This is a genomic window from Bradyrhizobium zhanjiangense (assembly GCF_004114935.1).
Lineage (GTDB): Bacteria > Pseudomonadota > Alphaproteobacteria > Rhizobiales > Xanthobacteraceae > Bradyrhizobium > Bradyrhizobium zhanjiangense.
On the sequence record NZ_CP022221.1, the window covers coordinates 9196588 to 9217576 of the forward strand.

17 protein-coding genes and 1 pseudogene are annotated in these 20989 nt (G+C 64.1%); 8 read left to right on the plus strand and 10 right to left on the minus strand.

The window, feature by feature from the left end:
* Positions 1-285: 285 nt before the first annotated feature.
* On the minus strand, positions 286-1458 hold the full coding sequence (locus XH85_RS43970) for an ABC transporter substrate-binding protein (RefSeq protein ID WP_128936920.1): 1173 nt from the start codon (positions 1456-1458) through the stop codon (positions 286-288).
* Between the two features lie 312 nt (positions 1459-1770).
* On the opposite strand from XH85_RS43970, the gene XH85_RS43975 reads away from it, so the two are divergent.
* A complete protein-coding gene (locus tag XH85_RS43975; RefSeq protein ID WP_128936921.1) occupies positions 1771-3036 on the plus strand; it encodes an NAD(P)/FAD-dependent oxidoreductase in 1266 nt (421 codons plus the stop codon).
* A gap of 297 nt (positions 3037-3333) precedes the next feature.
* Here the strand turns inward: XH85_RS43975 and XH85_RS43980 are convergent, their stop codons facing one another.
* From XH85_RS43980 to XH85_RS43990, 3 genes are read right to left on the minus strand one after another with little or no spacing between them, the layout of a single operon-like run.
* A complete protein-coding gene (locus XH85_RS43980; protein ID WP_128936922.1) occupies positions 3334-4545 on the minus strand; it encodes an ABC transporter substrate-binding protein in 1212 nt (403 codons plus the stop codon).
* Between the two features lie 59 nt (positions 4546-4604).
* Positions 4605-4928: a 2Fe-2S iron-sulfur cluster-binding protein gene (locus tag XH85_RS43985; protein ID WP_128936923.1), complete on the minus strand. Its 324-nt coding sequence runs from the start codon at positions 4926-4928 to the stop codon at positions 4605-4607.
* A gap of 11 nt (positions 4929-4939) precedes the next feature.
* Complete coding sequence (locus XH85_RS43990) at positions 4940-6160, minus strand: cytochrome P450 (RefSeq protein WP_128936924.1); 1221 nt, start codon at positions 6158-6160, stop codon at positions 4940-4942.
* Positions 6161-6243: 83 nt separating this feature from the next.
* Here XH85_RS43990 and XH85_RS43995 point away from each other — a divergent pair, with 83 nt between their 5' ends.
* Complete coding sequence (locus XH85_RS43995) at positions 6244-6750, plus strand: MarR family winged helix-turn-helix transcriptional regulator (RefSeq protein WP_128936925.1); 507 nt, start codon at positions 6244-6246, stop codon at positions 6748-6750.
* A gap of 241 nt (positions 6751-6991) precedes the next feature.
* Here XH85_RS43995 and XH85_RS44000 read toward each other — a convergent pair whose 3' ends face one another.
* Positions 6992-7618, minus strand: a complete 627-nt coding sequence (locus XH85_RS44000; protein ID WP_128936926.1) for a glutathione S-transferase family protein — start codon at positions 7616-7618, stop codon at positions 6992-6994.
* Between the two features lie 176 nt (positions 7619-7794).
* On the opposite strand from XH85_RS44000, the gene pyrE reads away from it, so the two are divergent.
* Entirely contained in the window at positions 7795-8358 is a 564-nt protein-coding gene (gene pyrE, locus XH85_RS44005; RefSeq protein ID WP_091885388.1) for an orotate phosphoribosyltransferase, read from the plus strand.
* A 248-nt stretch (positions 8359-8606) separates the two neighbouring features.
* The gene (locus XH85_RS44010; RefSeq protein ID WP_128936927.1) at positions 8607-9380 is read left to right on the plus strand and encodes a DUF2865 domain-containing protein; all 774 of its coding nucleotides are present in this window, start codon (positions 8607-8609) and stop codon (positions 9378-9380) included.
* Between the two features lie 101 nt (positions 9381-9481).
* Here XH85_RS44010 and XH85_RS44015 read toward each other — a convergent pair whose 3' ends face one another.
* Positions 9482-9913 carry a hypothetical protein gene (locus XH85_RS44015; protein WP_128936928.1) on the minus strand — a complete coding sequence of 144 codons (432 nt, stop codon included), beginning with the start codon at positions 9911-9913 and terminating at the stop codon, positions 9482-9484.
* A 189-nt stretch (positions 9914-10102) separates the two neighbouring features.
* Between XH85_RS44015 and XH85_RS44020 the strand changes: the two genes are divergently transcribed.
* Positions 10103-10390, plus strand: coding sequence for a GIY-YIG nuclease family protein (locus tag XH85_RS44020; RefSeq protein WP_128936929.1), 288 nt, complete (start codon positions 10103-10105; stop codon positions 10388-10390).
* Positions 10391-10461: 71 nt separating this feature from the next.
* On the opposite strand, the gene XH85_RS44025 is transcribed toward XH85_RS44020, so the two are convergent.
* The gene (locus XH85_RS44025; protein WP_245473876.1) at positions 10462-10695 is read right to left on the minus strand and encodes a hypothetical protein; all 234 of its coding nucleotides are present in this window, start codon (positions 10693-10695) and stop codon (positions 10462-10464) included.
* A 215-nt stretch (positions 10696-10910) separates the two neighbouring features.
* Here XH85_RS44025 and XH85_RS44030 point away from each other — a divergent pair, with 215 nt between their 5' ends.
* The gene (locus XH85_RS44030) at positions 10911-13427 is read left to right on the plus strand and encodes a glycogen/starch/alpha-glucan phosphorylase (RefSeq protein ID WP_164939676.1); all 2517 of its coding nucleotides are present in this window, start codon (positions 10911-10913) and stop codon (positions 13425-13427) included.
* Positions 13428-13653: 226 nt separating this feature from the next.
* Positions 13654-14469, plus strand: a complete 816-nt coding sequence (locus XH85_RS44035; protein ID WP_128936932.1) for an acyl-CoA thioesterase — start codon at positions 13654-13656, stop codon at positions 14467-14469.
* Positions 14470-14636: 167 nt separating this feature from the next.
* Here XH85_RS44035 and XH85_RS44040 read toward each other — a convergent pair whose 3' ends face one another.
* From XH85_RS44040 to XH85_RS44050, 3 genes and pseudogenes are all read right to left on the minus strand, one after another.
* Positions 14637-16253 carry a phosphoenolpyruvate carboxykinase gene (locus tag XH85_RS44040; protein ID WP_128936933.1) on the minus strand — a complete coding sequence of 539 codons (1617 nt, stop codon included), beginning with the start codon at positions 16251-16253 and terminating at the stop codon, positions 14637-14639.
* Positions 16254-16553: 300 nt separating this feature from the next.
* Positions 16554-19147: pseudogene (locus XH85_RS44045) on the minus strand (CHAT domain-containing tetratricopeptide repeat protein).
* 64 nt (positions 19148-19211) lie between these two features.
* Positions 19212-19961: a HugZ family pyridoxamine 5'-phosphate oxidase gene (locus XH85_RS44050; RefSeq protein WP_128936934.1), complete on the minus strand. Its 750-nt coding sequence runs from the start codon at positions 19959-19961 to the stop codon at positions 19212-19214.
* Between the two features lie 242 nt (positions 19962-20203).
* Between XH85_RS44050 and XH85_RS44055 the strand changes: the two genes are divergently transcribed.
* A complete protein-coding gene (locus tag XH85_RS44055; RefSeq protein ID WP_008542552.1) occupies positions 20204-20905 on the plus strand; it encodes a response regulator transcription factor in 702 nt (233 codons plus the stop codon).
* Positions 20906-20989: the final 84 nt, after the last annotated feature.

Here is a 20989-nt window from a genome sequence, read left to right on the forward strand (position 1 = left end):
ACTCTCAGCGAGTCACCTGACAATCGGGGGCAACGCTCTTCCAACGCGTCATTGCGAGCGCAGCGAAAATCCAGAGTTTTTCCGCGGAGGGATTCTGGATTGCTTCGCGGAGCCTGTCATCGGGCCGCGCTTTGCGCGGACCCGTTGGCTCGCAATGACGGTGTGGGAAGCATCGAGGAATTCGACTGTCTCCGTCCCCGCGGAGGCTCCCCCTCACCCTACCCTCTCCCCGCAAGCGGGGAGAGGGAAAGAAGCAGCGGGGATGGGGAGAGGAAACAGATCAGCTCACTTCATCTTGCACTTGTCGTGGAAACGATCCTGATCGTGCTCGACGATGGTGGCGACGGTCTTCAGTGCGAGCTGGCCGTCGGCGTCCTTGACCACGTCCTGCAGGTAGAAGTTCTGGATTGGGATGTGGTTGTTGCCGTATTTGAACGGGCCGCGCACCGATTTGAAGTTCACCTTCTCCATTTCGGCCTTCATCGCGTCCTTCTTCGAGGTGTCGCCCTTCACGGCGACGACCGCGCTGTTGATCAGGTTCGCGGCATCATAGGACTGCGCGCCGTAGAAGGTCGGGCGCAGGCCGGTATACTTCTTGCGGTAGTCGGCGACGAATTTCTTGTTCTCGTCGTTGGGCAGATCGTTGACCCATTGCTGAGCGCCGGGCACGCCGAGCGCGTTGTCCTTCTGCAGCGGCAGCGACAATTCGTCGATCGTGAAGGCGGTGTAGAGCGGAATCTGCGCTTTGATGCCGGCCTGGGCGTATTGATTGAGGAACTGGACGCCGGCCGCGCCCGGATAGAACACGAAGATCGATTCGGCCTTGGAGTTCTTGGCCTTGGTGAGCTCGGCGGAGAAGTCGAGCTGGCTCGGCCACACCGTGTATTCCTCACCCACGACCTGACCCTTGAAGGTGCTCTTGACGCCGGCCAGCATGTCCTTGCCAGCGGCGTAGTTCGGGCCGATCAGGAACACCGACTTGACGCCTTTCTGGTTCATATAGGTGCCGACCGCCTGCGGGGTCTGGTCGTTCTGCCAGGAGGTCGAGAACACGTAGGGCGAGCACAGCTCGCCCGCGAGCTGCGAGGGACCGGCATTGGCCGAGATCAGGAAGGTCTGCGAATCGACCGCGGTCTTGAGCGAGGCCAGCAGCACGTTCGACCAGATGTAGCCGACGATGAAATCGACCTTGTCGGATTGCACCAGCTTCTCGGTCTTCTGCTTGCCGACATCCGGCTTCTGCCCGTCGTCCTCGTAGATCACCTCGACCGGCTTGCCGCCCATCTTGCGGCCGAGATGGTCGAGCGCGAGCTCGAAGGAATTGCGCATGTCATTGCCGATTACGGCGGTCGGGCCGCTGAAGGTCGAGACGAAGCCGATCTTGATGGTGTCGCCGGCGAATGCCGGATTTGCCAGCACCAGCGCCGCTGCGCCCGCCAGCCAGAATGCCGTCCTCATAACCACTCCCATCCTTGATTATCGATCCCGGAAACGGGGTGATCGCCGCACCGGGCCAGTCTTTATTGAACGCAAAATCTGTCGAGCCGCCAATGGCTCAGCGTCCGTCCCTGCACCATATTTCGCCAGAATTGGGGATGGCAAGAAATATAATTCTACTCACTTCGGCCAAGGCATGGTCAAGGCTGCGGCACTTTTTCGCGGCGGATCGATACACCAGGCCTATGCGGCGATTGATGACGGCTATTGGACCGCGGCGCCCAATCCGCACTTAAATGAGAAGGTAGAGCAGCGAGATTCGAGGGGCACATCATGACCACGACACCGCACCGCGTCGTCATCGTCGGAGCCGGCTTTGGCGGGCTGGAGACGACCTACCGGCTCGCGGGCGCGCCGGTCGAGATCACGCTGATCGACCGTCGCAACCATCATCTGTTCCAGCCGCTGCTCTACCAGGTCGCGACTGCTTCGCTCGCGACCAGCGAGATCGCCTGGCCGGTCCGCCATCTGATGCGGGGCCGGCGCGAGGTGACGACGCTGTTTGCGACGGTGAGCGGCGTCGACACCGACAGGCGCTGCGTGCTGATCGACGACGGCAGCGAGGTGCCTTACGACACCCTCGTGCTCGCCACCGGCGCCCGGCACGCCTATTTCGGCCATGACGAATGGGAGCAGTTCGCGCCCGGCCTGAAGACGTTAGAGGACGCGACCACGCTGCGCCGGCACATCCTGGTGGCATTCGAGCGCGCCGAGCGCGAGACGGATCCGGAGAGGCGCGCGGCGCGGCTGACCTTCGTCATCGTCGGCGCCGGCCCGACCGGCGTCGAGCTCGCCGGCACCATCGCCGAGATGGCGCACCACACTCTGCCCGGCGATTTCCGCAACATCGACACGACGAAGGCGCGCGTCGTGCTGATCGAAGCCGGCCCGCGCGTGCTCGCGGGCTTTGCCGACGACCTCTCGGCTTACGCGCAGGCCTCGCTGGAGAAAATCGGCGTCGAGGTGGTGCTGGGGCAACCCGTGACCGAGATCGACCGCGACGGCGTGGTGTTCGGCGGCACGCGGCTCAACGCCAAGACCAGGATCTGGGCCGCCGGCGTGCGCGCTTCGCCCGCTGCCGAATGGCTGGGCGCACCAAGCGATCGCGCCGGGCGCGTGCAGGTCGAGTCCGACCTGACGATTCCGGGCCATCCCGAGATCTTTGCGATCGGCGACACCGTCAACATCAACGCCTGGGAGGGCAAGCCGGTGCCCGGCATCGCGCCCGCGGCCAAGCAGCAAGGCCGCCATGTCGCCGAGACCATCAGAGCGCGGCTGCGTGGCGAGACGAAGGGCGCCTTCCGCTACAAGCACGCCGGCAGCCTCGCGCAGATCGGCAAGCGGCTCGCGGTGATCGACTTCGGCCGCATCAAGCTGCGCGGCACCATCGCGTGGTGGATCTGGGGCATCGCCCACATCTACTTCCTGATCGGCCTCCGCCACCGCCTCAGCGTCGCGCTCAGCTGGCTCTGGATCTACTCCCGCGACCAGCGGGCGGCGCGGCTGATCACGCAGGGGAGCAGCAAGGTGGTTGGGTGATCTTCTCCCTCTCCCCGCTTACGGGAGAGGGTCGGAGTGAGGGGGGAGTCTCCGCGGGGACGGTGAGAGTTGAATCCTTCGATGTTCCCCCATCGTCATTGCGAGCGCAGCGAAGCAATCCAGCATCCCTCCGCGGGAAGACTCTGGATTGCTTCGCTGCGCTCGCAATGACCTGCTGAAAGATCGTCGTTCCCAGAGACACCTGTCTCGCGGCGACTCCCCTCACCCGCCGCGCTACGCGCGTCGGCCTCTCCCCGCAGCGGGGAGAGGCGAAGGAGACCGCGCTCGCGGCTACAATCACCTCACCAGCTCGCAGCCGCCCTCGGCCAGCGGGCGGAACGCCTGGTCCGCTGGGATGGTCGAGACCAGCTTGTAATAGTCATACGGATATTTCGACTCCTCCGGCTTCTTCACCTCGAACAGGTACATCGGATGCACTACGCGGCCGTCCTGGCGGATGATGGTGTCGCCGAACAGCTTGTCCTTGCCCCTAAACTTCTTCATCTCGGGCACGACGTTCTTGGCATTGTCGCTGCCGGTGGCGGCGACGGCGTTGAGATAAGCGAGCATGGAGGCGTAGACGCCGGCCTGGTTGCCGCTCGGCATCTTGCCGTTCATGCCCGGACGCGCCGCGAAGCGTTTTGCAAACGCGCGGGTGTCATCGTTCATGTCCCAGTAAAAAGCTTCCATGAGCTGGAGCCCTTGCGCGACCTTGATGCCCATGCCGTGAACGTCGTTGATGAAGAGCAGGAAGGCGACCAGCTTCTGGCCGCTCTGCTGGATGCCGAACTCGGCGGCCTGCTTCACAGCGTTGATGGTGTCGCCACCGGCATTGGCAAGGCCGATCACCTGCGCTTTCGAGCTTTGCGCCTGCAACAGGAAGGACGCAAAATCGGAGGTGCCGAGCGGATGCTTGGATGAGCCGATCACCTTGCCGCCATGCGCACCGATGTATTTCTGCGCTTCCGACTCGATGCCCTTGCCCAGCGCGAAATCGACCGTGAGGAAATACCACTCCTTGCCGCCGCGCGACACCATCGCCGCTGCCGTGGTGTTACCAGTCGCCCAGGTGTCGTTGACCCACTGGATAGTGTTGGGCGAGCAGGCCTTGCCGGTGAGATCGGAGCTTGCGGTCGAGGACGCCAGGAACGTCATGCGGCTGTCGCGCAAGAGCGTGTTGATGGAGAGCCCGACGGCCGAGTTCGGCACGTCGACAATAGCGTCGACGCCTTCGACATCGAGCCATTTGCGCGCGATGGCGCTGCCGACATCGGCCTTGTTCTGGTGATCGGCATAGACGATCTCGACCTTGATGCCTTTGCCGCCGCCGTTGAAGTCTTCCGCCGCCATGCGCGCGGCCTCGACCGAGCCCATGCCGTTGGTGTCCTGGAAGATGCCGGAGATGTCGTTGAGCACGCCGATGCGCACGACATTGTCGGATATCTCGGCGCTTGCCGCGCCGGTCACCAGGCTCGCAGCCAGTGCGAGCGCCCACTTCAGATGCTTCATTGTTTCCCTCCCCTGTTGGATGTGTTGCCGCGCCGATCGTTGCCGGCGCGATTCAAGCTTCAGACCTGCCGCTCCGGCAGCTTCACGACGAGCCCGTCGAGCGCGGGCGTGACGTGGATCTGACAGGACAGCCGGCTGTTCGGCAGCCTCTCGCTCGCGGTGCCATCGAGCAGCGCATCCTCGTCGTCCGCCATATCAGGCAGGCGCGTCAGCCAGCTCTCGTCGACATAGACGTGACAGGTCGCACACATGGCGTTGCCGCCGCATTCGGCCAGAATGCCGTCGAGGCCGTGGCGGGTCGCGGCCTGCATGGCGCTCTCGCCATCGCCGGTCTCGACGCGGTCGAACTTGCCGTCCGGATGGATGAAGGTGATGGCGGGCATAAAACTCCTCGTCAGGCCGGGGTGATGGTGACAGGCAGGCTATCGAGCCCGCGCAGCGTGTTGTTGAAGCGGCGTTTTGGATCGCCCGTGATCTCGATCTTCGCGATGCGTCGGGCCAGCGCCATCAGCATCACCTCGCCTTCGAGGCGGGCGACGAGCTGGCCGACGCACATATGGATGCCGGAGCCGAAGCCGACATGGCCGGAGGTGCGGCGGGTGATGTCGTAGCTGTCGGGCTTGTCCCAACGCCGCGGATCGCGGTTGGCGGCGGCGAGGAACATCAGCACTTTCTCACCCTCGCCGATCTTCGCGCCGGAGAGCTCGACTTCCCGCGTCGTGGTGCGGAAGAAGGTCTGCACCGGGCTTTCGAAGCGCACGGCCTCCTCGAAAGCGGCGCGCGCGAGCGAGAGATCCTCGCGCAGGCGCTGCCATTGATCCGGGAAGCGCGCGAGGCAATAGACTGCGGCGCCGATGCCGTTGACCGTAGTGTCGAGGCCGGCCGACAGCAGCGAGCGCACCAAGAGCGGCGCTTCGGTCGCGGAGATCTCGCCGTCGTCGACGCGGGCGTGGATGCAGGCGCCGAATCCGCCGGGCGCCAGATTCTCGCGCTGGCACTGCTCGGCGACATAGGCCTGGTGCGGCGCCGAGCGTTCGATCGCCTCCTGGCGCAACTGGTTGGGCGGGCCGAAGGCGTTGAACACCACGCTCGCATAGGGAATCAGATGCTCGCGTCCCTCCGGCTTCAGCCCGAGCGCATCCGGAAAGATCGAGAGCGGATAGGCCTCGGCAAGATCCGCGATCGCATCGAAGCTGCGCTTCTCCAGCAGCGCATCGACCCGCGCCTCGGCCGCCGCGACAAAGCGGTCGCGCACCTGCTTCATCACGGTCGGCGACAGCACTTTCGACAGCACGGCGCGGGTGCGGGTGTGCGCGGGCGGATCGGCCTCCAGGATCAGGCTCGGCGGCCGCCACGGCGTCTCCTTCTTGAAATCACTGAGGCCGACGCCACGGCTGGAGCAGAACGTGGCGGGATCGTTCAGCACGGCATGGACCTCGGCATAGCGCGCCACGCCGTACACGTTCCATTTGTCGAGATAGACGACCGGGCCTGCCTCCCGCAGCAATTCATGCGTGGGATAGGGATCGGCGAAAAAATCCATCGCGAAGGGATCGACGTCGAGATGCGGGACGGCGGCGACGCCAGCTGATACGGAGGAGCCGGATGCGGTCATGGAAGACCTCCCTCATTTTGATCTTGTGAAAGGGCGGCGCATGCCCTTAGGTCTCTCGGCCCGCCGCGAGCCAGAAGCCCGACATGCCGCCGTCTTCGACCAGAGTCCGCCAAAAGCCTGCGCCCAACGATGCGGGCCCGACGCTCGATCTCGATCGTTACGTCCCGGCGTTCGTCACCTTCATCGCCAACAAGCTCTCGAACAGCGCGACCGCGTTCTATCAGCGCCAGTTTGGCGTCAACGTCACGGAATGGCGGATCATGTCGCTGCTGGCGATCGAGCCCGGCATCCCGGCCTCGCGCATCTGCCACGTCATCGGCTTCGACAAGGGGCCGGTGAGTCGGACGCTCGCCGGGCTCGAAAAGCGCGGGCTGGTGTCGATCCGCACCGACCCGAACGATGGCCGCACCCATTCGATCTCGCTCACGGCGAAGGGCCGCGCCACCCACGACAAGGTCATCGTCGCCGCGCTCGAACGCGAGCGGCGCCTGTTGTCCTGCCTTAGCAAGGACGAGCGCGAGGTGCTGATCGACCTGCTCCGCCGGCTGCACGAAAATCTCGGCGCGGTGACCGGCGGCACCGAGCCCTGACAGGCCGCGCGCCGGCTGTCCACTCTCCTCGTGTCCAGGCATGCGTCGGCACTTGCCGACGGCACCAGTCCGGCCGCGCATTGTTTCCTCCGAGATCGGACGCGGCGGTTCCTCCGCCGTCGTCCTTGTCCAGGAAACGGTTCGCACAAATTAGTTGCTTAGGCAACAAAAGAATCGGCAGGATAATGCGGCAGAACGGTTGGCCTATTGGGCGAGGGATCTCCTGTTCTAAAGAGCAACCTCAATCCAGCTTCGCCTCCATCCCCCGCTTTACCGCGGGCCGCGCCATCAGCGCATCGTACCAGCGCTTGACGTTGGGGAAGTCGGCGAGATCGACCTTGTGGCGCGGGTGGCGCCAGGCCCAGCCCAGGATGGCGAAATCGGCAACCGAGAGCTCGCCGGCGACGAAGTCGCGGCCCTCCAGCCGGCGGTCGAGCACGCCATAGAGCCGGCGCGTCTCCGCCATGAAGCGCTTCAGGCCATAGGCGCGGTCCTGTTCGTTCTCGAGCGCGATGAAATGATGCACCTGGCCGGGCATCGGGCCGAAGCCGCCCATCTGCCACATCAGCCATTCGTAGACGGGGATGCGCGCGGCAAGCGATTTCGGCAGGAATTTTCCGGTCTTTTCGCCGAGATAGAGCAGGATCGCGCCGGATTCGAAGATGCTGACGGGCTTGCCGTCGGGACCCTCGGGATCGACGATCGCGGGGATCTTGTTATTGGGGGAAAGCTTGAGGAACTCCGGGGCCATCTGCTCGCCCTTGGTAATGTTCACCGGGATCACCTTGTAGGGCAGCCCCATCTCCTCCAGCGCGACCGAGATCTTGCGGCCGTTCGGTGTGTTCCAGGTGTGCAGTTCGATGGTCATGCCTTGCTTCCCTTCCCCCTGACAGGTTCGGCCCTCACCTACTCCAGAAGGTTGCACCCCCACAACCGGCGGGCCGTGATGGCCGATCCCTGTTGACGGGAGACGCCCCCTCTGGAATGTCGCGGCGGTCGCGGATAAATTCCGCCTCCTTCAAAAACGCTGTTCGAGGGACCGTCGTGTCGAAATCAGCCTCCCGCGCCCGCCTGTTCGAAATCATCCGCCGGCGCTCCTTTGGCCGCGGCGAGGTGACGCTCGCGTCGGGCCGCAAGAGCGATTTCTACTTCAACCTCAAGCCGACCATGCTCGACCCCGAGGGCGCGACGCTGCTCGCCGAGCTCACTTACGAGGCGCTGAAAGACGACAAGCTCGATTTCATCGGCGGGCTCGAGATGGGCGCGGTGCCGCTCGCCGGCGCGCTGGCGCAGATCTCCTGGATCAAGGGCCATCCGATCGCGGCGTTCTTCGTGCGCAAGAAACCGAAGGAGCACGGCGCCAAGCTCGCGATCGAGGGCTTGCCCAAGGGCGAGACCTTGGCGGGCAAGCGCGTCGTGATCGTCGAGGATGTCACCACCACTGGCGGCTCGGCGATGAAGGCGGTGGAATCCGTGCGCGAGACCGGCGCCAATGTGGTGCTGGTGCTGACCATGGTCGACCGCGAGGAAGGCGCCACCGACACCTTCGGCGCGGCCGGCCTGCCGTTCCGCTCGCTCTACAAGGCGTCGGAATTCTTGAAGGCTTGAGGCCGCGAAACAGCCCTGGCCGTTACGCTCGGGCGTGGCCCGGAAGCAACGATCTGTCGGAAGCTGTGCCCGGCCTCAAAGAGGTCACGGCCTCGACTTGAAACCGCCTCCGCTCAACTGCTCATTTACCATCCCGCATTATGGTGAATCATGTGCCAAGACCTCGCTGGTCTCGGCCAGGTTCAGTAGCGTCCGTGGAGTGAGCGTTGCGTACAATCTCGTCCCATGCGCGCCGCCGGCGTCGCGCGATGCTTGTGGCCGCCAGCCTTGCAGCACCGCTGCTCGCGGCCCCGGCTCCGGTTTCGGCCGAAGGCCTGTTCGACTTCTTCTTCGGCGGCCTGCAGCAGCAGCGCCCGCAGCGCGAGGTGCCGCAGCAGGCGAGCTCCTACACCGATCCCTTCACCGGCCAGCAGAATGCCGCAACCCCGCAATATGCGCCGCCGACCCGTTCGGCGGCGGCCGGCGGCTCCGGTCCGGCCTTCTGCGTGCGCAGCTGCGACGGCAAATATTTTCCGCTGATGCGCGGGCTCGTCTCGCCGGCGCAGATGTGTCAGGCGTTCTGCCCTGCCAGCGCGACGAAAGTCTATTTCGGCTCCTCGATCGAGGGCGCCGCGTCGCAGACCGGCGAGCGCTACGCCGACAGTGAGAACGCGTTCGCCTATCGCAAGGCGCTGCGCGCCGACTGCACCTGCAACGGGCGCGAGCCAGTTGGCCTCGCCCCGGTCGACCTCGCGCTGGATTCATCGCTGAAGGCCGGCGACGTGATTGCGACCGCCGACGGCCTCGTTGCCTATACCGGCATCCGTGTCGGCAACGACCAAGCTGCGGACTTCACTCCGGTTGCCTCCTATCCCGGCCTCACCGCGCAGGTCCGCGCGCGGCTCGGCGAGATGAAGGTGGCCCCGGTGCGCGCCGAGACCGTGGCGGCGGATGCGCCAGCCGCGGAGATCGTGCGCGAGGCGTTGCCCGACGTGACCGTGCCGAAGACGCAGAAGCCGGCGAAGCGGGCGGGATTGGATTAGTCGCGCCCGCCTACAACAAAGCCGTCATTGCGAGGAGCTCGCGACAAAATTGCAAAGCAATTTTGCGCTGATGCGACGAAGCAATGACGGAGATTGTTGCGCTACCTCCCAATGATCACCCCGATCACGTTCGGCGCCGCCAGATATTTCTCCTCGATCGCCGCGCGCGCAGCGGCACGGTTTTCCGGCGTCAGGAGGCCGCGCTTCTCGGCCAGGATCATCCAGCAAAAGCCCCACCAATCGGTCAGCATGCCCTGATCGTCGACGAGGTCATAACCCTGCGCGGCCGCGAAGATGCGCGCTTGCGCTTCGTCCAGCGTATCGAGGAACAGATGGTCGTCAGTCGAAAACAGCTCATCGCTGATGTCGTCGATGGTGTAACCCCAGATCGACTGGCACACCGCGTTGAACTCGCGGTCGAACTGGTCGTCATCGATCCTCTGACGCCGCGCCGCCCGATGCAGTCGCGACAGCGACCGCGCGAAATCGGCGATCCGGGTGAGGGCAAATTGATCGAAGGCAATGGTGGACATGTAGTCCTCGCGAAGTCTGAAGGACGCTAGATATTGTGTCGGCGAGATGCCGAATCACAATGATATATCAAAGACTTGCTAAAGTGTTCTTAATTTGTTCCGATGCTCCGGCGCTCTTGTTGAGAACGTCGTCCTGGCGAAAGCCAGGACCCATTACCCCGGTCGGCGTTGTCTTTGCGAGCTGGAGCCATGAGCACAGGCAGCTACGTCTATATCCTCGCAAGTCGTCATCACGGTACGATTTACGTCGGCGTCACCAACGACGTACGCGCGCGGTTTGAGTTGCGTCGCTCGGGGCGAGGCTCCAAGTTCGTGCACAGATGCAAGGTAGTCCGGCTCGTCCATGTCGAGGCCCTTGCGACACCGCAAGAAGCGATCGCACGCGAGAAGCAACTGAAGTTCTGGAAGCGCGACTGGAAGATCAAGTTGATCGAGCAGGAAAATCCGGATTGGAATGACCGGGCGGGCCTCATCTAGCAGTTGGGGTAATGGGTCCTGGCTTTCGCCAGGACGACGCGCGGAAGCAGACTCGCCTCGCCCCAACGCCCTCAATTCACCGCCGACATCAGCCTGTCTCCGCACGCACTCGCATAAAACTTGCCGCCGCATTGGCGCTTGATGGCGGCACAGCGGGCTGCTGGCGTTGCGTTTTGCGGGAGCGAGACGGCGCAGCTGAGGCCGTCGGCGCTGCGGCCCATTTTGCTGGCGGCGGAGGCGGCGGTGGAGACGCTGATGCAGACAATGAGCAGGGTCGCAGTGGCGATTTCGATCAGCAGTCTCATCAGAGGTCTCATGGGTCTCCTCCACAGTGATGGCTGAATTGGCCGCCATTGTAGCAGCAAATCCGTGTTTCTCCGTGCTGGTCCGGGTTCCCAAATCGGCCCGTTCCTTGCATAAATTTGCATCAACGCAGTGCACGACCGCGCCAGCGATGGTTCCGGTGCAGGGGCATGACGCGTAGGGTGAGTGGTGTTCGTTCGACCAGGAAGTGACGACCTTGCAAGATCAATCGTTCCAGCCAAATTATCCCGCCCCCGGCCAGCCCATCGACGAGCTCGCGCTGGCTGAGATCAAGGGTGCGATCCTGGCGAAGCTGCGCCTTGCCATCGGCAAGGACGCGGGCATGGCGACCAGGCACGATTGGTACCAGGCCGCGGCGCTCGCGCTGCGCGACCGCATCGTGCATCGCTGGCTCACGGCGGAGAAGCGCAGCTACGACGCCGGGCGCAAGCGCGTCTATTATCTCTCGCTCGAATTCCTGATCGGCCGCCTCTTCACCGACGCGCTCAACAACATGGGACTCCTGAAGATCTTCGAGCTCGCGCTCGGCGATCTCGGCGTGTCTCTGCCAGAGCTGCGCAAATGCGAGCCGGACGCGGCGCTCGGCAATGGCGGCTTGGGGCGGCTCGCCGCCTGCTTCATGGAAAGCATGGCGACGCTGTCGATCCCCGCGATCGGCTATGGCATCCGCTACGATTACGGCCTGTTCCGCCAGATCATCAATCAGGGCTGGCAGCAGGAATATCCGGACGAATGGCTGAGCTTCGGCAACCCCTGGGAATTGCAGCGGCCGGAGGTCATCTACGACGTGAATTTCGGCGGCGGCGTCGAGCATGTCGACGACAAGGGCCGTGACCGCGCCATCTGGCACCCGGGCGAGACCGTGCAGGCGATCGCCTATGACACGCCGATCGTCGGCTGGCGCGGCCAGCACGTCAATGCGCTCCGCCTGTGGTCGGCGCGCTCGCCCGATCCGCTCAGGCTGGATGCCTTCAACAAGGGCGACTATGTCAGCGCCAGCGCCGAGCAGGCGCGCGCGGAAGCGATCTGCAAATTCCTCTATCCGAACGACGAGAGCCCGGCGGGCCGCGAGCTGCGGCTGCGCCAGGAATATTTCTTCGTCTCCGCCTCGCTCCAGGATCTGGTGAAACGGCATCTCGCCTCCGACGGCCAGCTCCGCAGCCTCGCCGGCAAGGTCGCGGTGCAGCTCAACGATACGCATCCGAGCCTCGCCGTCACCGAACTGATGCGCATCCTTGTCGACCTGCACAATTTCCGCTGGGACGAGGCCTGGAAGATCACGGTCGCCACACTCTCCTACACCAATCACACGCTGCTGCCCGAAGCGCTCGAGACCTGGCCGGTCGAGCTGTTCGAGCGGCTGTTGCCGCGGCATCTGGAGATCATCTACCGCATCAACGTGCAGCATCTGGCGCTCGCGGAGGCGCGCTGCCCCGGCGACATCGACTTCCGCGCTTCGGTCTCGCTGATCGACGAGAGGAGCGGCCGCCGCGTGCGCATGGGCCAGCTCGCCTTCGTTGGCTCGCACCGCATCAACGGCGTCTCGGCGATGCATTCCGACCTGATGCGCGAGACCGTGTTCCACGATCTCAACCATCTCTATCCCGGCCGCATCACCAACAAGACCAACGGCATCACCTTCCGCCGCTGGCTGATGCTGGCGAACCCGAAGCTGACCGATCTGTTGCGCGAGACCTGCGGCGATGCCGTGCTCGACGATCCCACCCAGCTCAGCCTGATCGAAGCCCGCGCCAGCGACGTCGAATTCCAGAAGAAATTCCGCGCCGTCAAGCACGCCAACAAGGCGGCGCTGGCGCGGCTGATCGGCGAGCGGCTCGGCATCAAGGTCGACCCGAGCGCACTGTTCGACGTGCAGATCAAGCGCATCCACGAGTATAAGCGCCAGCTCCTCAACGTCATCGAGACCGTCGCGCTGTACCAGGCGATCAAGGACGATCCCAACGGCAATTGGGTGCCGCGGGTGAAGATTTTCGCGGGCAAGGCGGCGGCGAGCTATCGCTACGCCAAGCTGATCATCAAGCTGATCAACGACGTCGCCGAGGCCGTCAACAACGATCCTGCGATCGGCGGCAAGCTCAAGGTCGCCTTCCTGCCCGACTACAATGTCAGCCTGGCCGAAGTGATCATTCCCGCAGCCGACCTGTCCGAGCAGATCTCGACCGCCGGCATGGAAGCTTCCGGCACCGGCAACATGAAGCTGGCGCTGAACGGCGCCATCACCATCGGCACGCTCGACGGCGCCAATATCGAGATCCGCGACCATGTCGGCGCCGAGAACATCGCGATCTTCGGACTGGAAGCCGGCGACGTGATGATCCGGCGCAAGCAGGGTCTGGATGCATCCGACGTCATCCGCAATTCGCCGAAGCTCCAGCGTGCCATCAATGCGATCGGGACCGGCGAATTCTCAAACGGCGATCCCGGCCGCTTCGAATCCATCGCGCATGCGCTGCGCCATCTCGACCATTACATGGTCAGCGCCGATTTCGATTCCTATTACGAGGCGCAGCGCGCGATCGATGCGCGCTGGCAGGTGGCGCCGGCCTGGACGCGCGCGTCCATCCTCAACGTCGCGCGCATGGCGTGGTTCTCGTCCGACCGCACCATCCGCGAATACGCCGAGGAGATCTGGAACGTGCCGGTCAATCCGACCACGCCGCTGCTGCCAGATCTGCGCGACGTCGCAGGCTGATTTTCCGCAGCGTGAAATCGGCCTTACCTGCGAGGTTATTGCACCTTGCAAGGCGGATGATGATATGATTGTCGTCATCCCCAAGCTGGCGTCAGTGATACGGACACCCTAGCTTCAAACACCGTCATTGCGAGCGCAGCGAAGCAATCCAGATTCTTTCCGCGGGGACAGTCTGGACTGCTTCGCTGCGCTCGCAATGACCGTCGGGGAGACACCGAGGAACACAATGCACGCCAAGCTCCCGCATCCTTTCGACGACGCCACCCGCATCACCGCCGGTGACTCCAGCTGGCAGGGGCACACCAGCGACGATTACTGGGCCTTTGTCGGTCCGTTCGGCGGCGCCACCGCCGCGACCATTTTGCGCGCGCTGATTGATCATCCCGAACGTGCCGGCGATCCGCTCGCGCTCACCGTCAATTACTGCGCACCGATCGCGAAGGGGCCGTTCGATCTCGATTTACGGCTGGTGAAGGCCAACCGCTCCAGCCAGCATTGGAGCGTCGAGATCAGCCAAGGCGGCGGCGAGGTCGCAACGCTCGCCACCGCCGTATTCGCCGAGCGTCGGCCGTCCTGGGAGCACGGGGTGGCGAAGTGCCCGGACGCCAAGCCGTTCGAACAGACGCTGCCATTCCCGAAGATCGCGGCGTCCTGGGCCAACCAGTATGAATTCCGCTTCGTCGAGGGCGAGATGCGGATCGGCCCGCCGCAAACCGAGCCCGCCAGCACCTATTCGAAGATCTGGATCAGCGACCGCACGCCGCGCAAGCTCGACATGCTGTCGCTGATGTCGATGTCGGACGCCTTCTTCGGCCGCATCTTCCATGCGCGGCGCGAACTGGTGCCATTCGGCACGGTGTCGCTGACGACGTATTTCCACACCGATGCCGAAGAGCTGGCGGCTGAAGACATCACGCGCGTGCTGGCGACGGCCGATGCGAAGATCTTCCACAAGAGCTATGGCGACCAGAACGGCGAGCTGTGGTCACCGAACGGACGACTGCTCGCGACCACGACGCAGATCGCGTATTTCAAGGCGTGAGCTGCTCCCGCAGGCTCGTCATTGCGAGCGAAGCGAAGCAATCCAGACTGCCTCCGCGGAAGGATTCTGAATTGCTTCGCTGCGCTCGCAATGGCGGTGGAGAGATATCGCGGAAAACAAAAAGGGCGGCCTTGCGGCCGCCCTTTTGCATTCCAAGCGCTGCGATCCTACTCCGCCGCTAGCTTCACGTCCGGCGCGGCGGCGCGCACTTCAGCGTCGACCTGGGCTTCGAACTTGGCGAAGTTCTTCTGGAACATGCCGACCAGCGCACGCGCGGTCTTGTCGAACTCGTCCTTGTCCTTCCAAGTGTTGACCGGGTTGAGGATCTCAGCCGGCACGCCCGGCAGGGCGGTCGGGACCGCGAAGCCGAAATATTTGTCGGTGCGGAATTCGACGTTGCGAAGCGAGCCGTCGAGCGCAGCGGTGAGCAGCGCGCGCGTCACCTTGATCGGCATGCGGGAGCCGACACCATACTTGCCGCCGGTCCAGCCGGTGTTGACCAGCCAGCAGTCGACATTGTGCCGGGCGATGAGCTCGCGCAGCATATTGCCGTAGACGCTAGGGTCGAGCGGCAGGAAGGGCGAGCCGAAGCAGGTCGAGAATTCCGGTTGCGGCTCGTTGCCGAGACCGCGCTCGGTGCCGGCGACCTTGGCGGTGTAGCCGGACAGGAAGTGATACATCGCCTGCGCCGGCGAGAGCTTTGCGATCGGCGGCAGCACGCCGAAGGCGTCGGCGGCAAGCATCACCACGTTCTTCGGCTGCGGCGCGCGGCCGGTGCGCGATGCGTTCGGGATGAAGTCGAGCGGGTACGCCGAGCGCGTGTTCTCGGTCTTGGAGCCGTCGTCGAAATCGACGACGCGGGTGTCCTTGTCCAGCACGCAATTCTCGAGCACCGCGCCGAAGCGCGTCGATGCAGCAAAGATCTCGGGCTCGGCTTCCTTCGACAGCTTGATGCACTTGGCATAGCAGCCGCCTTCGAAATTGAACACGCCGTTCGGGCCCCAGCCGTGCTCGTCGTCACCGATCAGGGTGCGGTTGGGATCGGCCGACAGCGTGGTCTTGCCGGTGCCTGATAGCCCGAAGAAGATCGCGGTGTCGTCGTTGGCGCCGACATTGGCCGAGCAGTGCATCGGCATCACGCCGCGCTCGGGCAGATAGTAGTTCAGCGTGGTGAACACCGACTTCTTCATCTCGCCGGCGTAGTAGGAGCCGCCGATCAGGACGATCTTGCGGGCGAAATCAATCGCGACGACGTTCTCCGAGCGCACGCCATGGCGCTTCGGATCGGCGCGGAAGCTCGGCATGTCGATGATGGTGAGCTCCGGCGTGAAGCTCGACAGCTCGACGGCCTCGGGGCGGATCAGCAGCGTGCGGATGAACAGCGAGTGCCAGGCGAGCTCGGTGAAGACGCGCGTCTTGATCCGGTAGGCCGGATCGGCGCCGCCATAGAGATCCTGCGCGAACAGCGTCTTGCCTTCGGCGTGCTTGAGGAAATCCTGATGGAGCGTCTCGAACTGCTCCGCGGTGATCGACTGGTTGCCGGCCCACCACATCTTCTTGTCGGTGGTGGCATCACGCACCGTGAACTTGTCCTTCGGGCTGCGGCCGGTGAACTCGCCGGTGTCGGCGCAGAGCGCACCGTCGGCGGACAGCACCGCCTCGCCTGCTGAGAGCGAGTATTGATAGAGTTGTGGCGCACCGAGGTTCCAGTGAACCTGCTTGAGATTCTTTAAGCCGAATTTGTCGGCGCCGAAGGCACCGTTGCGCACGCCCGTCTCTTGCACGAAAAAATCCTCCTAGAACCCGCGACACTTAGCGCGACCAAACTTTGGCGCCATCGCGGTCACCGTGAATATAGGCCATTTAGCCTCGGTTGGGCGACCTAAGTTGGGCGACCTAATACTGATGAACGCTGGCGTTGCCAAGCTGATCCCGTAGGATTTGGTTTATTCAAAGACCGCGCCAAACGTCGCGCATGTCAGCTCTGAGCAGGCGCATTCAAAAACTTCGAATGATCGCGCAACCAAATGCGCATTTGCGCGTTACTTGAGGTTATTGCGACGCACAATGCCCGACGTGGCTTCCTATCGTACCTCACCTTCGCCGATGAGTGCGAACGGCCCCCACATCGCAGGGTAGGCGTTGCGCGGTGACGAGGCGTCATCGAGATAGCTTAACATCGCGCGGCGCAAGGCTTCGGCGCGACCGATCTTCGGTTCGTTCTTGAGCAGCTCGAACGTCGAGGTGGTCAAGCGCGTGGCAGCTTCCGAATCCACCGCCCAATGCGAGACCAGGAGCGCGCGGGCACCGGCATAAAAGAACGAGCGCGCCAATCCCGACAGGGCTTCGGCGCCCGGCTTGTCGCCCGCGATGGTGTTGCAGGCCGACAGCACAACCCAATCCGCATTGAGCTTGAGCTGGGCCACTTCGCTCGCGGTGAGCAGGCCGTCGTCGAGCTCCGATGGCTGATCGGGAATGGAGAGTGCAAGCGAGGGCTCACCCACTCCCTTGATGTCTCCCGCGACGAGGCCGTGGGTGGCAAAGTAGATGATGCCATATTGAGCAAGCGCTGCACGCTTGAGCGTCGTTTCGCTGGCGTCGCGACCGAGATGGATGTCGGCATCGGTCGCGCCGACATCCCTCGCCACCGCGTTCAGCTCGTCCGCAGTATCCGGCAGTTGCGGCAGCGCCTGCGCCAGCCGCGCACGATCGACGCCGGCACCACGCCAGAAGTCGGTATAGGCGATGGTCGCAATGCTGCGCGCCGCCACCTTGCCGCTTGGGGCACGATGCTCGGCCGGCCCCTCCAGCGCAGGGTTGAACACGGGATCGCCGAAGCCGGTCATCGGCTTGATGCCTTGATCCCTGCGCGCAAAAGCGCGCAGCGATTTCAGGCTGATCACCGACGGCAGCACCGAGACGGCCTGGCGCCGCAACAGCCAGGCGGCGCTGCGATAGCCTTCGAGCCTGTCCGGGATCGCCGCTTGCGGCTTCTCCGTGACCAGCAGATGAAACGGCAACGCGGTCAGCGCCGCCGACGGCACGACCAGCAAATTGCGTTTGTCTTTCGTCAGCGCCTCGGACCGAGCAGCGCGACATAGAGCTCGTTCGCGAGCGCAAGGTCGAACAACCCGACTTTGCCGGAGGCATCGTGCGCCTTGCCGACGTCCAATCCCCGGCGGAAGGCGGACACTTTCTGCGCCAGCGTATCAGCGCCGAGCGGGATCTCCTTCCAGTCGACGCCCTCGCGGGTAATCGCGATGACGTAGCTTTGCTTGTCGACGACAGAATAGAGCACCATCGACTCGTCGACCGACAGCAATGCCTGGATGTCCTTCACCGCCAGCGGCAGCGGGTTGGAGAGTGAAGAATAGTCGGGAAACTCGACGGCGAGGGTCTTCTGCAATCCGCTGCGCTCGCTCGCGATTGCCGCAATCCGCGCGCGGCTGCGCTGTTCGGCCGCGCGGTCGCGTTGAGCGGAAGGCTTCGACACCGCAGCGATGATCGCCTTGTCGAGCGCGTCGGACTCGGCCGCGAGATCCTGATCTTTGCGCACGAGCTCGGCGAGCCGATCGCTGCCGGCGGCCAACCGCACCGCGAGCTTGTTCACGGCGGAGGCGGCAGAGGATTGCGTGCCGCGCTGGATCGCCGCGAGCGCCTCGTCCAGTGCCTTGTCGTCCGGCAGGAGATGCTGCTGCCGCGCGGAAAACAGGATCGGCAACACGACGCGCAACTGCGCACGATTGTTGGCGAGCGTCTTTTCTGCGAGCGGCAAGGCGTCGGCAGTCCGCCCGGACATCTGGAGGAAATAGGCGAAATTGCTGGTCGAGATTGCGACGTCAGGGTGATCGGCGCCGAATGCGCGCTCGCGGATCGCCAGCGCGCGGCGATACAGCGGCTCGGCCTCGGCATAGCGCTGCTGGTGCTGATAGAGACCCGCGAGATTGTTCAGCGAGCGGGCGACGTCGGGATGCTCCGGCCCCCACACCTTCTCGCGGATCGCGAGCGAACGCTTGATCGGCGCTTCGGCATCAGCATCGCGATTGAGGTCGCGATCGACCTGACCGATGTTGTTCAGGACTGTCGCAACCGCGGGATGCTCGGGCCCGGCGGCTTTCTGGTAGACCGCAAGCGCCCGCTGGAACAGCGGCTCGGCGTCGGCAAACTGCTCCTGCTTGACATAGAGCGTGGCCAGATTGTTGAGGGCCTGGCCGACATCGGGATGCTCACGCGGCAAGCTCTTTTCGCGCACGGCGAGCGCGCGCTTGAACAGCGGCTCGGCCTCGGCGAAGCGACCCTGCCGCTGATATAGCGCGGCGAGATTGGTCAGTTCGGCCGCGACCAATGGAGTGTCGAGGCCGAGCGACTTTTCCATCAATGCGATCGCGCGCTTGTAGAGCGGCTCGGCCAGATCGTCGCTCCCCTGGCCGGCATGGACCTGACCGAGATTGTTGAGCGCAGCGGCGAGCTCGCGGCCGTTGTCGCTCTTCTCGAGGCTCGCAACCATCGCCTGCGCGAGCGGGAGCGCCTCCGAATACTTGCCGGCACTCATAAGCGCGTTGACCCTGGCGCCCTGCGCCGCGAGATTGCCCTTCTGGGCAAGGGCAGCCGTGGACAGCGATGCGCTCGCCGCGAGCGCGAGACCTGCGATCAGCGCCACTCGATTCCATCTTGCCATGAACACTCTCGCTGCCGCCGTCGGACCGATCACGGTCTTGGGTCGCAGCGATGAGCGGCGACGTTCAAAGCGTTGCGCCCTGGTCCATCTTCTTGCGCGCCTCACCAGCGAGGCGGACCAGCATCTTGCGCAGTGCCGTGCCATCCGTCACCCGCTCCGGGAAGTCCAGCCGCAGCGCGGTCTGCTCCATTTGCATATCGAGGCCTTCCGGATCGCAGCCGGTGCAGCGCCAGTCGCCCTTGGCGGCGCCGAGGAGCCTTGTGGCATAGAGGTTCATGGCGTCGCGATGGTCGGCATTCATGTGCTCGACGGCGCCCTGTTCCGCCGCCAGCAGATCCTCGGCGCCGGTGAGGTCCGTGAGGAACTGCTCGGGCTTGAGGTCGACGATCCGGCCGAAGCCGGCGACCAGATGGGTTCCCGTGGGCCGGATCCGCAAGAAGGAGAAATCCTTAAACGAAACAAAGCCCTCCGCCGACGGATGGGCATTGAGATACCGTCGCTGGAGCAACTCCTTGTCGGTGCCGGCCTGTTCCGCCCGGCCGGACAGCATGATCCGGGCCCCTTCCAGGGGATCGCCGGCCACGCGCTCGTCCAGCATCAGCGAGATCCGGCTGTCCGCGCGGATGTTCCGGGTATGCACGGCGAGGCGCGAGATCAGCAGGATCGGCGAGCCATCGGGATGGCTCGCCAGATTGACCAGGGAACAATAGGGATCGCCGCTACCGGCCATCAGGGTTGCCAGCGCCCCCTGCCGCGACCGTCGCAGCAGCGATTTGGCGAGTTTCGCGGGGTCGAAATCCGGGGTCGGTTGCATCGGCTTTCTCGGGGTCAGGAGGTTGCAAGGGAGGCCTTTTTTCGGGTAAACGGGGCCAGGTTATGGGTCGAGACGCGGCGGATCTGCCGCGTTTCGTGGAACTTGGTCACACTTCAGCCTAGCTTGCATTGCTCGGTGACAAGGTTCGTATGCCGAGTTCGGCACCCATTGTATGCGGCGCATCACTGGATTGCTCGCCGTTTCAAGCCACGACCCAAACGGAAAGCAGAAAGCAGAGGCTCATGCCCACAATCGCTTTGGTCGACGACGACCGCAACATTCTCACATCCGTCTCGATCGCGCTGGAAGCCGAAGGCTACCGCATCATGACCTACACCGACGGTGCCTCCGCGCTTGACGGTTTTCGCACCACCCAGCCCGATCTCGCCATCCTCGACATCAAGATGCCGCGCATGGACGGCATGGAGACGCTGCGTCGTCTCCGGCAGAAATCCGATCTGCCGGTGATCTTCCTGACCTCCAAGGACGAAGAGATCGACGAGCTGTTCGGCCTCAAGATGGGCGCCGACGACTTCATTCGCAAACCGTTCTCGCAGCGCCTTTTGGTCGAGCGCGTCAAGGCGGTGCTGCGCCGCTCGGCGCCGAAGGACCCGACCGTCGCGCCGAAGGAGAACGACGCCAAGGCGCTCGACCGCGGCCTTTTGCGCATGGATCCGGAACGGCATACCTGCACCTGGAAGAACGAGCCGGTGACGCTGACCGTCACCGAATTCCTGATCCTCCAGGCGCTGGCGACCCGGCCCGGCGTGGTGAAGAGCCGCAACGCGCTGATGGATGCGGCCTACGACGACCAGGTCTATGTCGACGACCGCACCATCGACAGCCACATCAAGCGACTCCGCAAGAAGTTCAAGGTGGTCGACAACGAGTTCGAGATGATCGAGACGCTCTACGGCGTCGGCTACCGCTTCAAGGAAGCCTGAGGCGGCAGGCAGCTTCACCAAAGACGAGAGCATCGCCGGTTCTGATTCCATCGGGACCGGGATCGCTCTAGGATGCGGGGACCT

Coding starts and splice junctions, on each gene's coding strand:
- XH85_RS44025 (WP_245473876.1), bottom strand. CDS start 10,695: ATGAGACTGCTGATCGAAATCGCCACTGCGACCCTGCTCATTGTCTGC.
- XH85_RS43970 (WP_128936920.1), bottom strand. CDS start 1,458: ATGAGGACGGCATTCTGGCTGGCGGGCGCAGCGGCGCTGGTGCTGGCA.
- XH85_RS43980 (WP_128936922.1), bottom strand. CDS start 4,545: ATGAAGCATCTGAAGTGGGCGCTCGCACTGGCTGCGAGCCTGGTGACC.
- XH85_RS44050 (WP_128936934.1), bottom strand. CDS start 19,961: ATGCAACCGACCCCGGATTTCGACCCCGCGAAACTCGCCAAATCGCTG.
- XH85_RS43990 (WP_128936924.1), bottom strand. CDS start 6,160: ATGACCGCATCCGGCTCCTCCGTATCAGCTGGCGTCGCCGCCGTCCCG.
- XH85_RS44015 (WP_128936928.1), bottom strand. CDS start 9,913: ATGTCCACCATTGCCTTCGATCAATTTGCCCTCACCCGGATCGCCGAT.
- XH85_RS44000 (WP_128936926.1), bottom strand. CDS start 7,618: ATGACCATCGAACTGCACACCTGGAACACACCGAACGGCCGCAAGATC.
- XH85_RS44055 (WP_008542552.1), top strand. CDS start 20,204: ATGCCCACAATCGCTTTGGTCGACGACGACCGCAACATTCTCACATCC.
- XH85_RS43975 (WP_128936921.1), top strand. CDS start 1,771: ATGACCACGACACCGCACCGCGTCGTCATCGTCGGAGCCGGCTTTGGC.
- XH85_RS44035 (WP_128936932.1), top strand. CDS start 13,654: ATGCACGCCAAGCTCCCGCATCCTTTCGACGACGCCACCCGCATCACC.
- XH85_RS43985 (WP_128936923.1), bottom strand. CDS start 4,928: ATGCCCGCCATCACCTTCATCCATCCGGACGGCAAGTTCGACCGCGTC.
- XH85_RS44010 (WP_128936927.1), top strand. CDS start 8,607: ATGCTTGTGGCCGCCAGCCTTGCAGCACCGCTGCTCGCGGCCCCGGCT.
- XH85_RS43995 (WP_128936925.1), top strand. CDS start 6,244: ATGCCGCCGTCTTCGACCAGAGTCCGCCAAAAGCCTGCGCCCAACGAT.
- XH85_RS44020 (WP_128936929.1), top strand. CDS start 10,103: ATGAGCACAGGCAGCTACGTCTATATCCTCGCAAGTCGTCATCACGGT.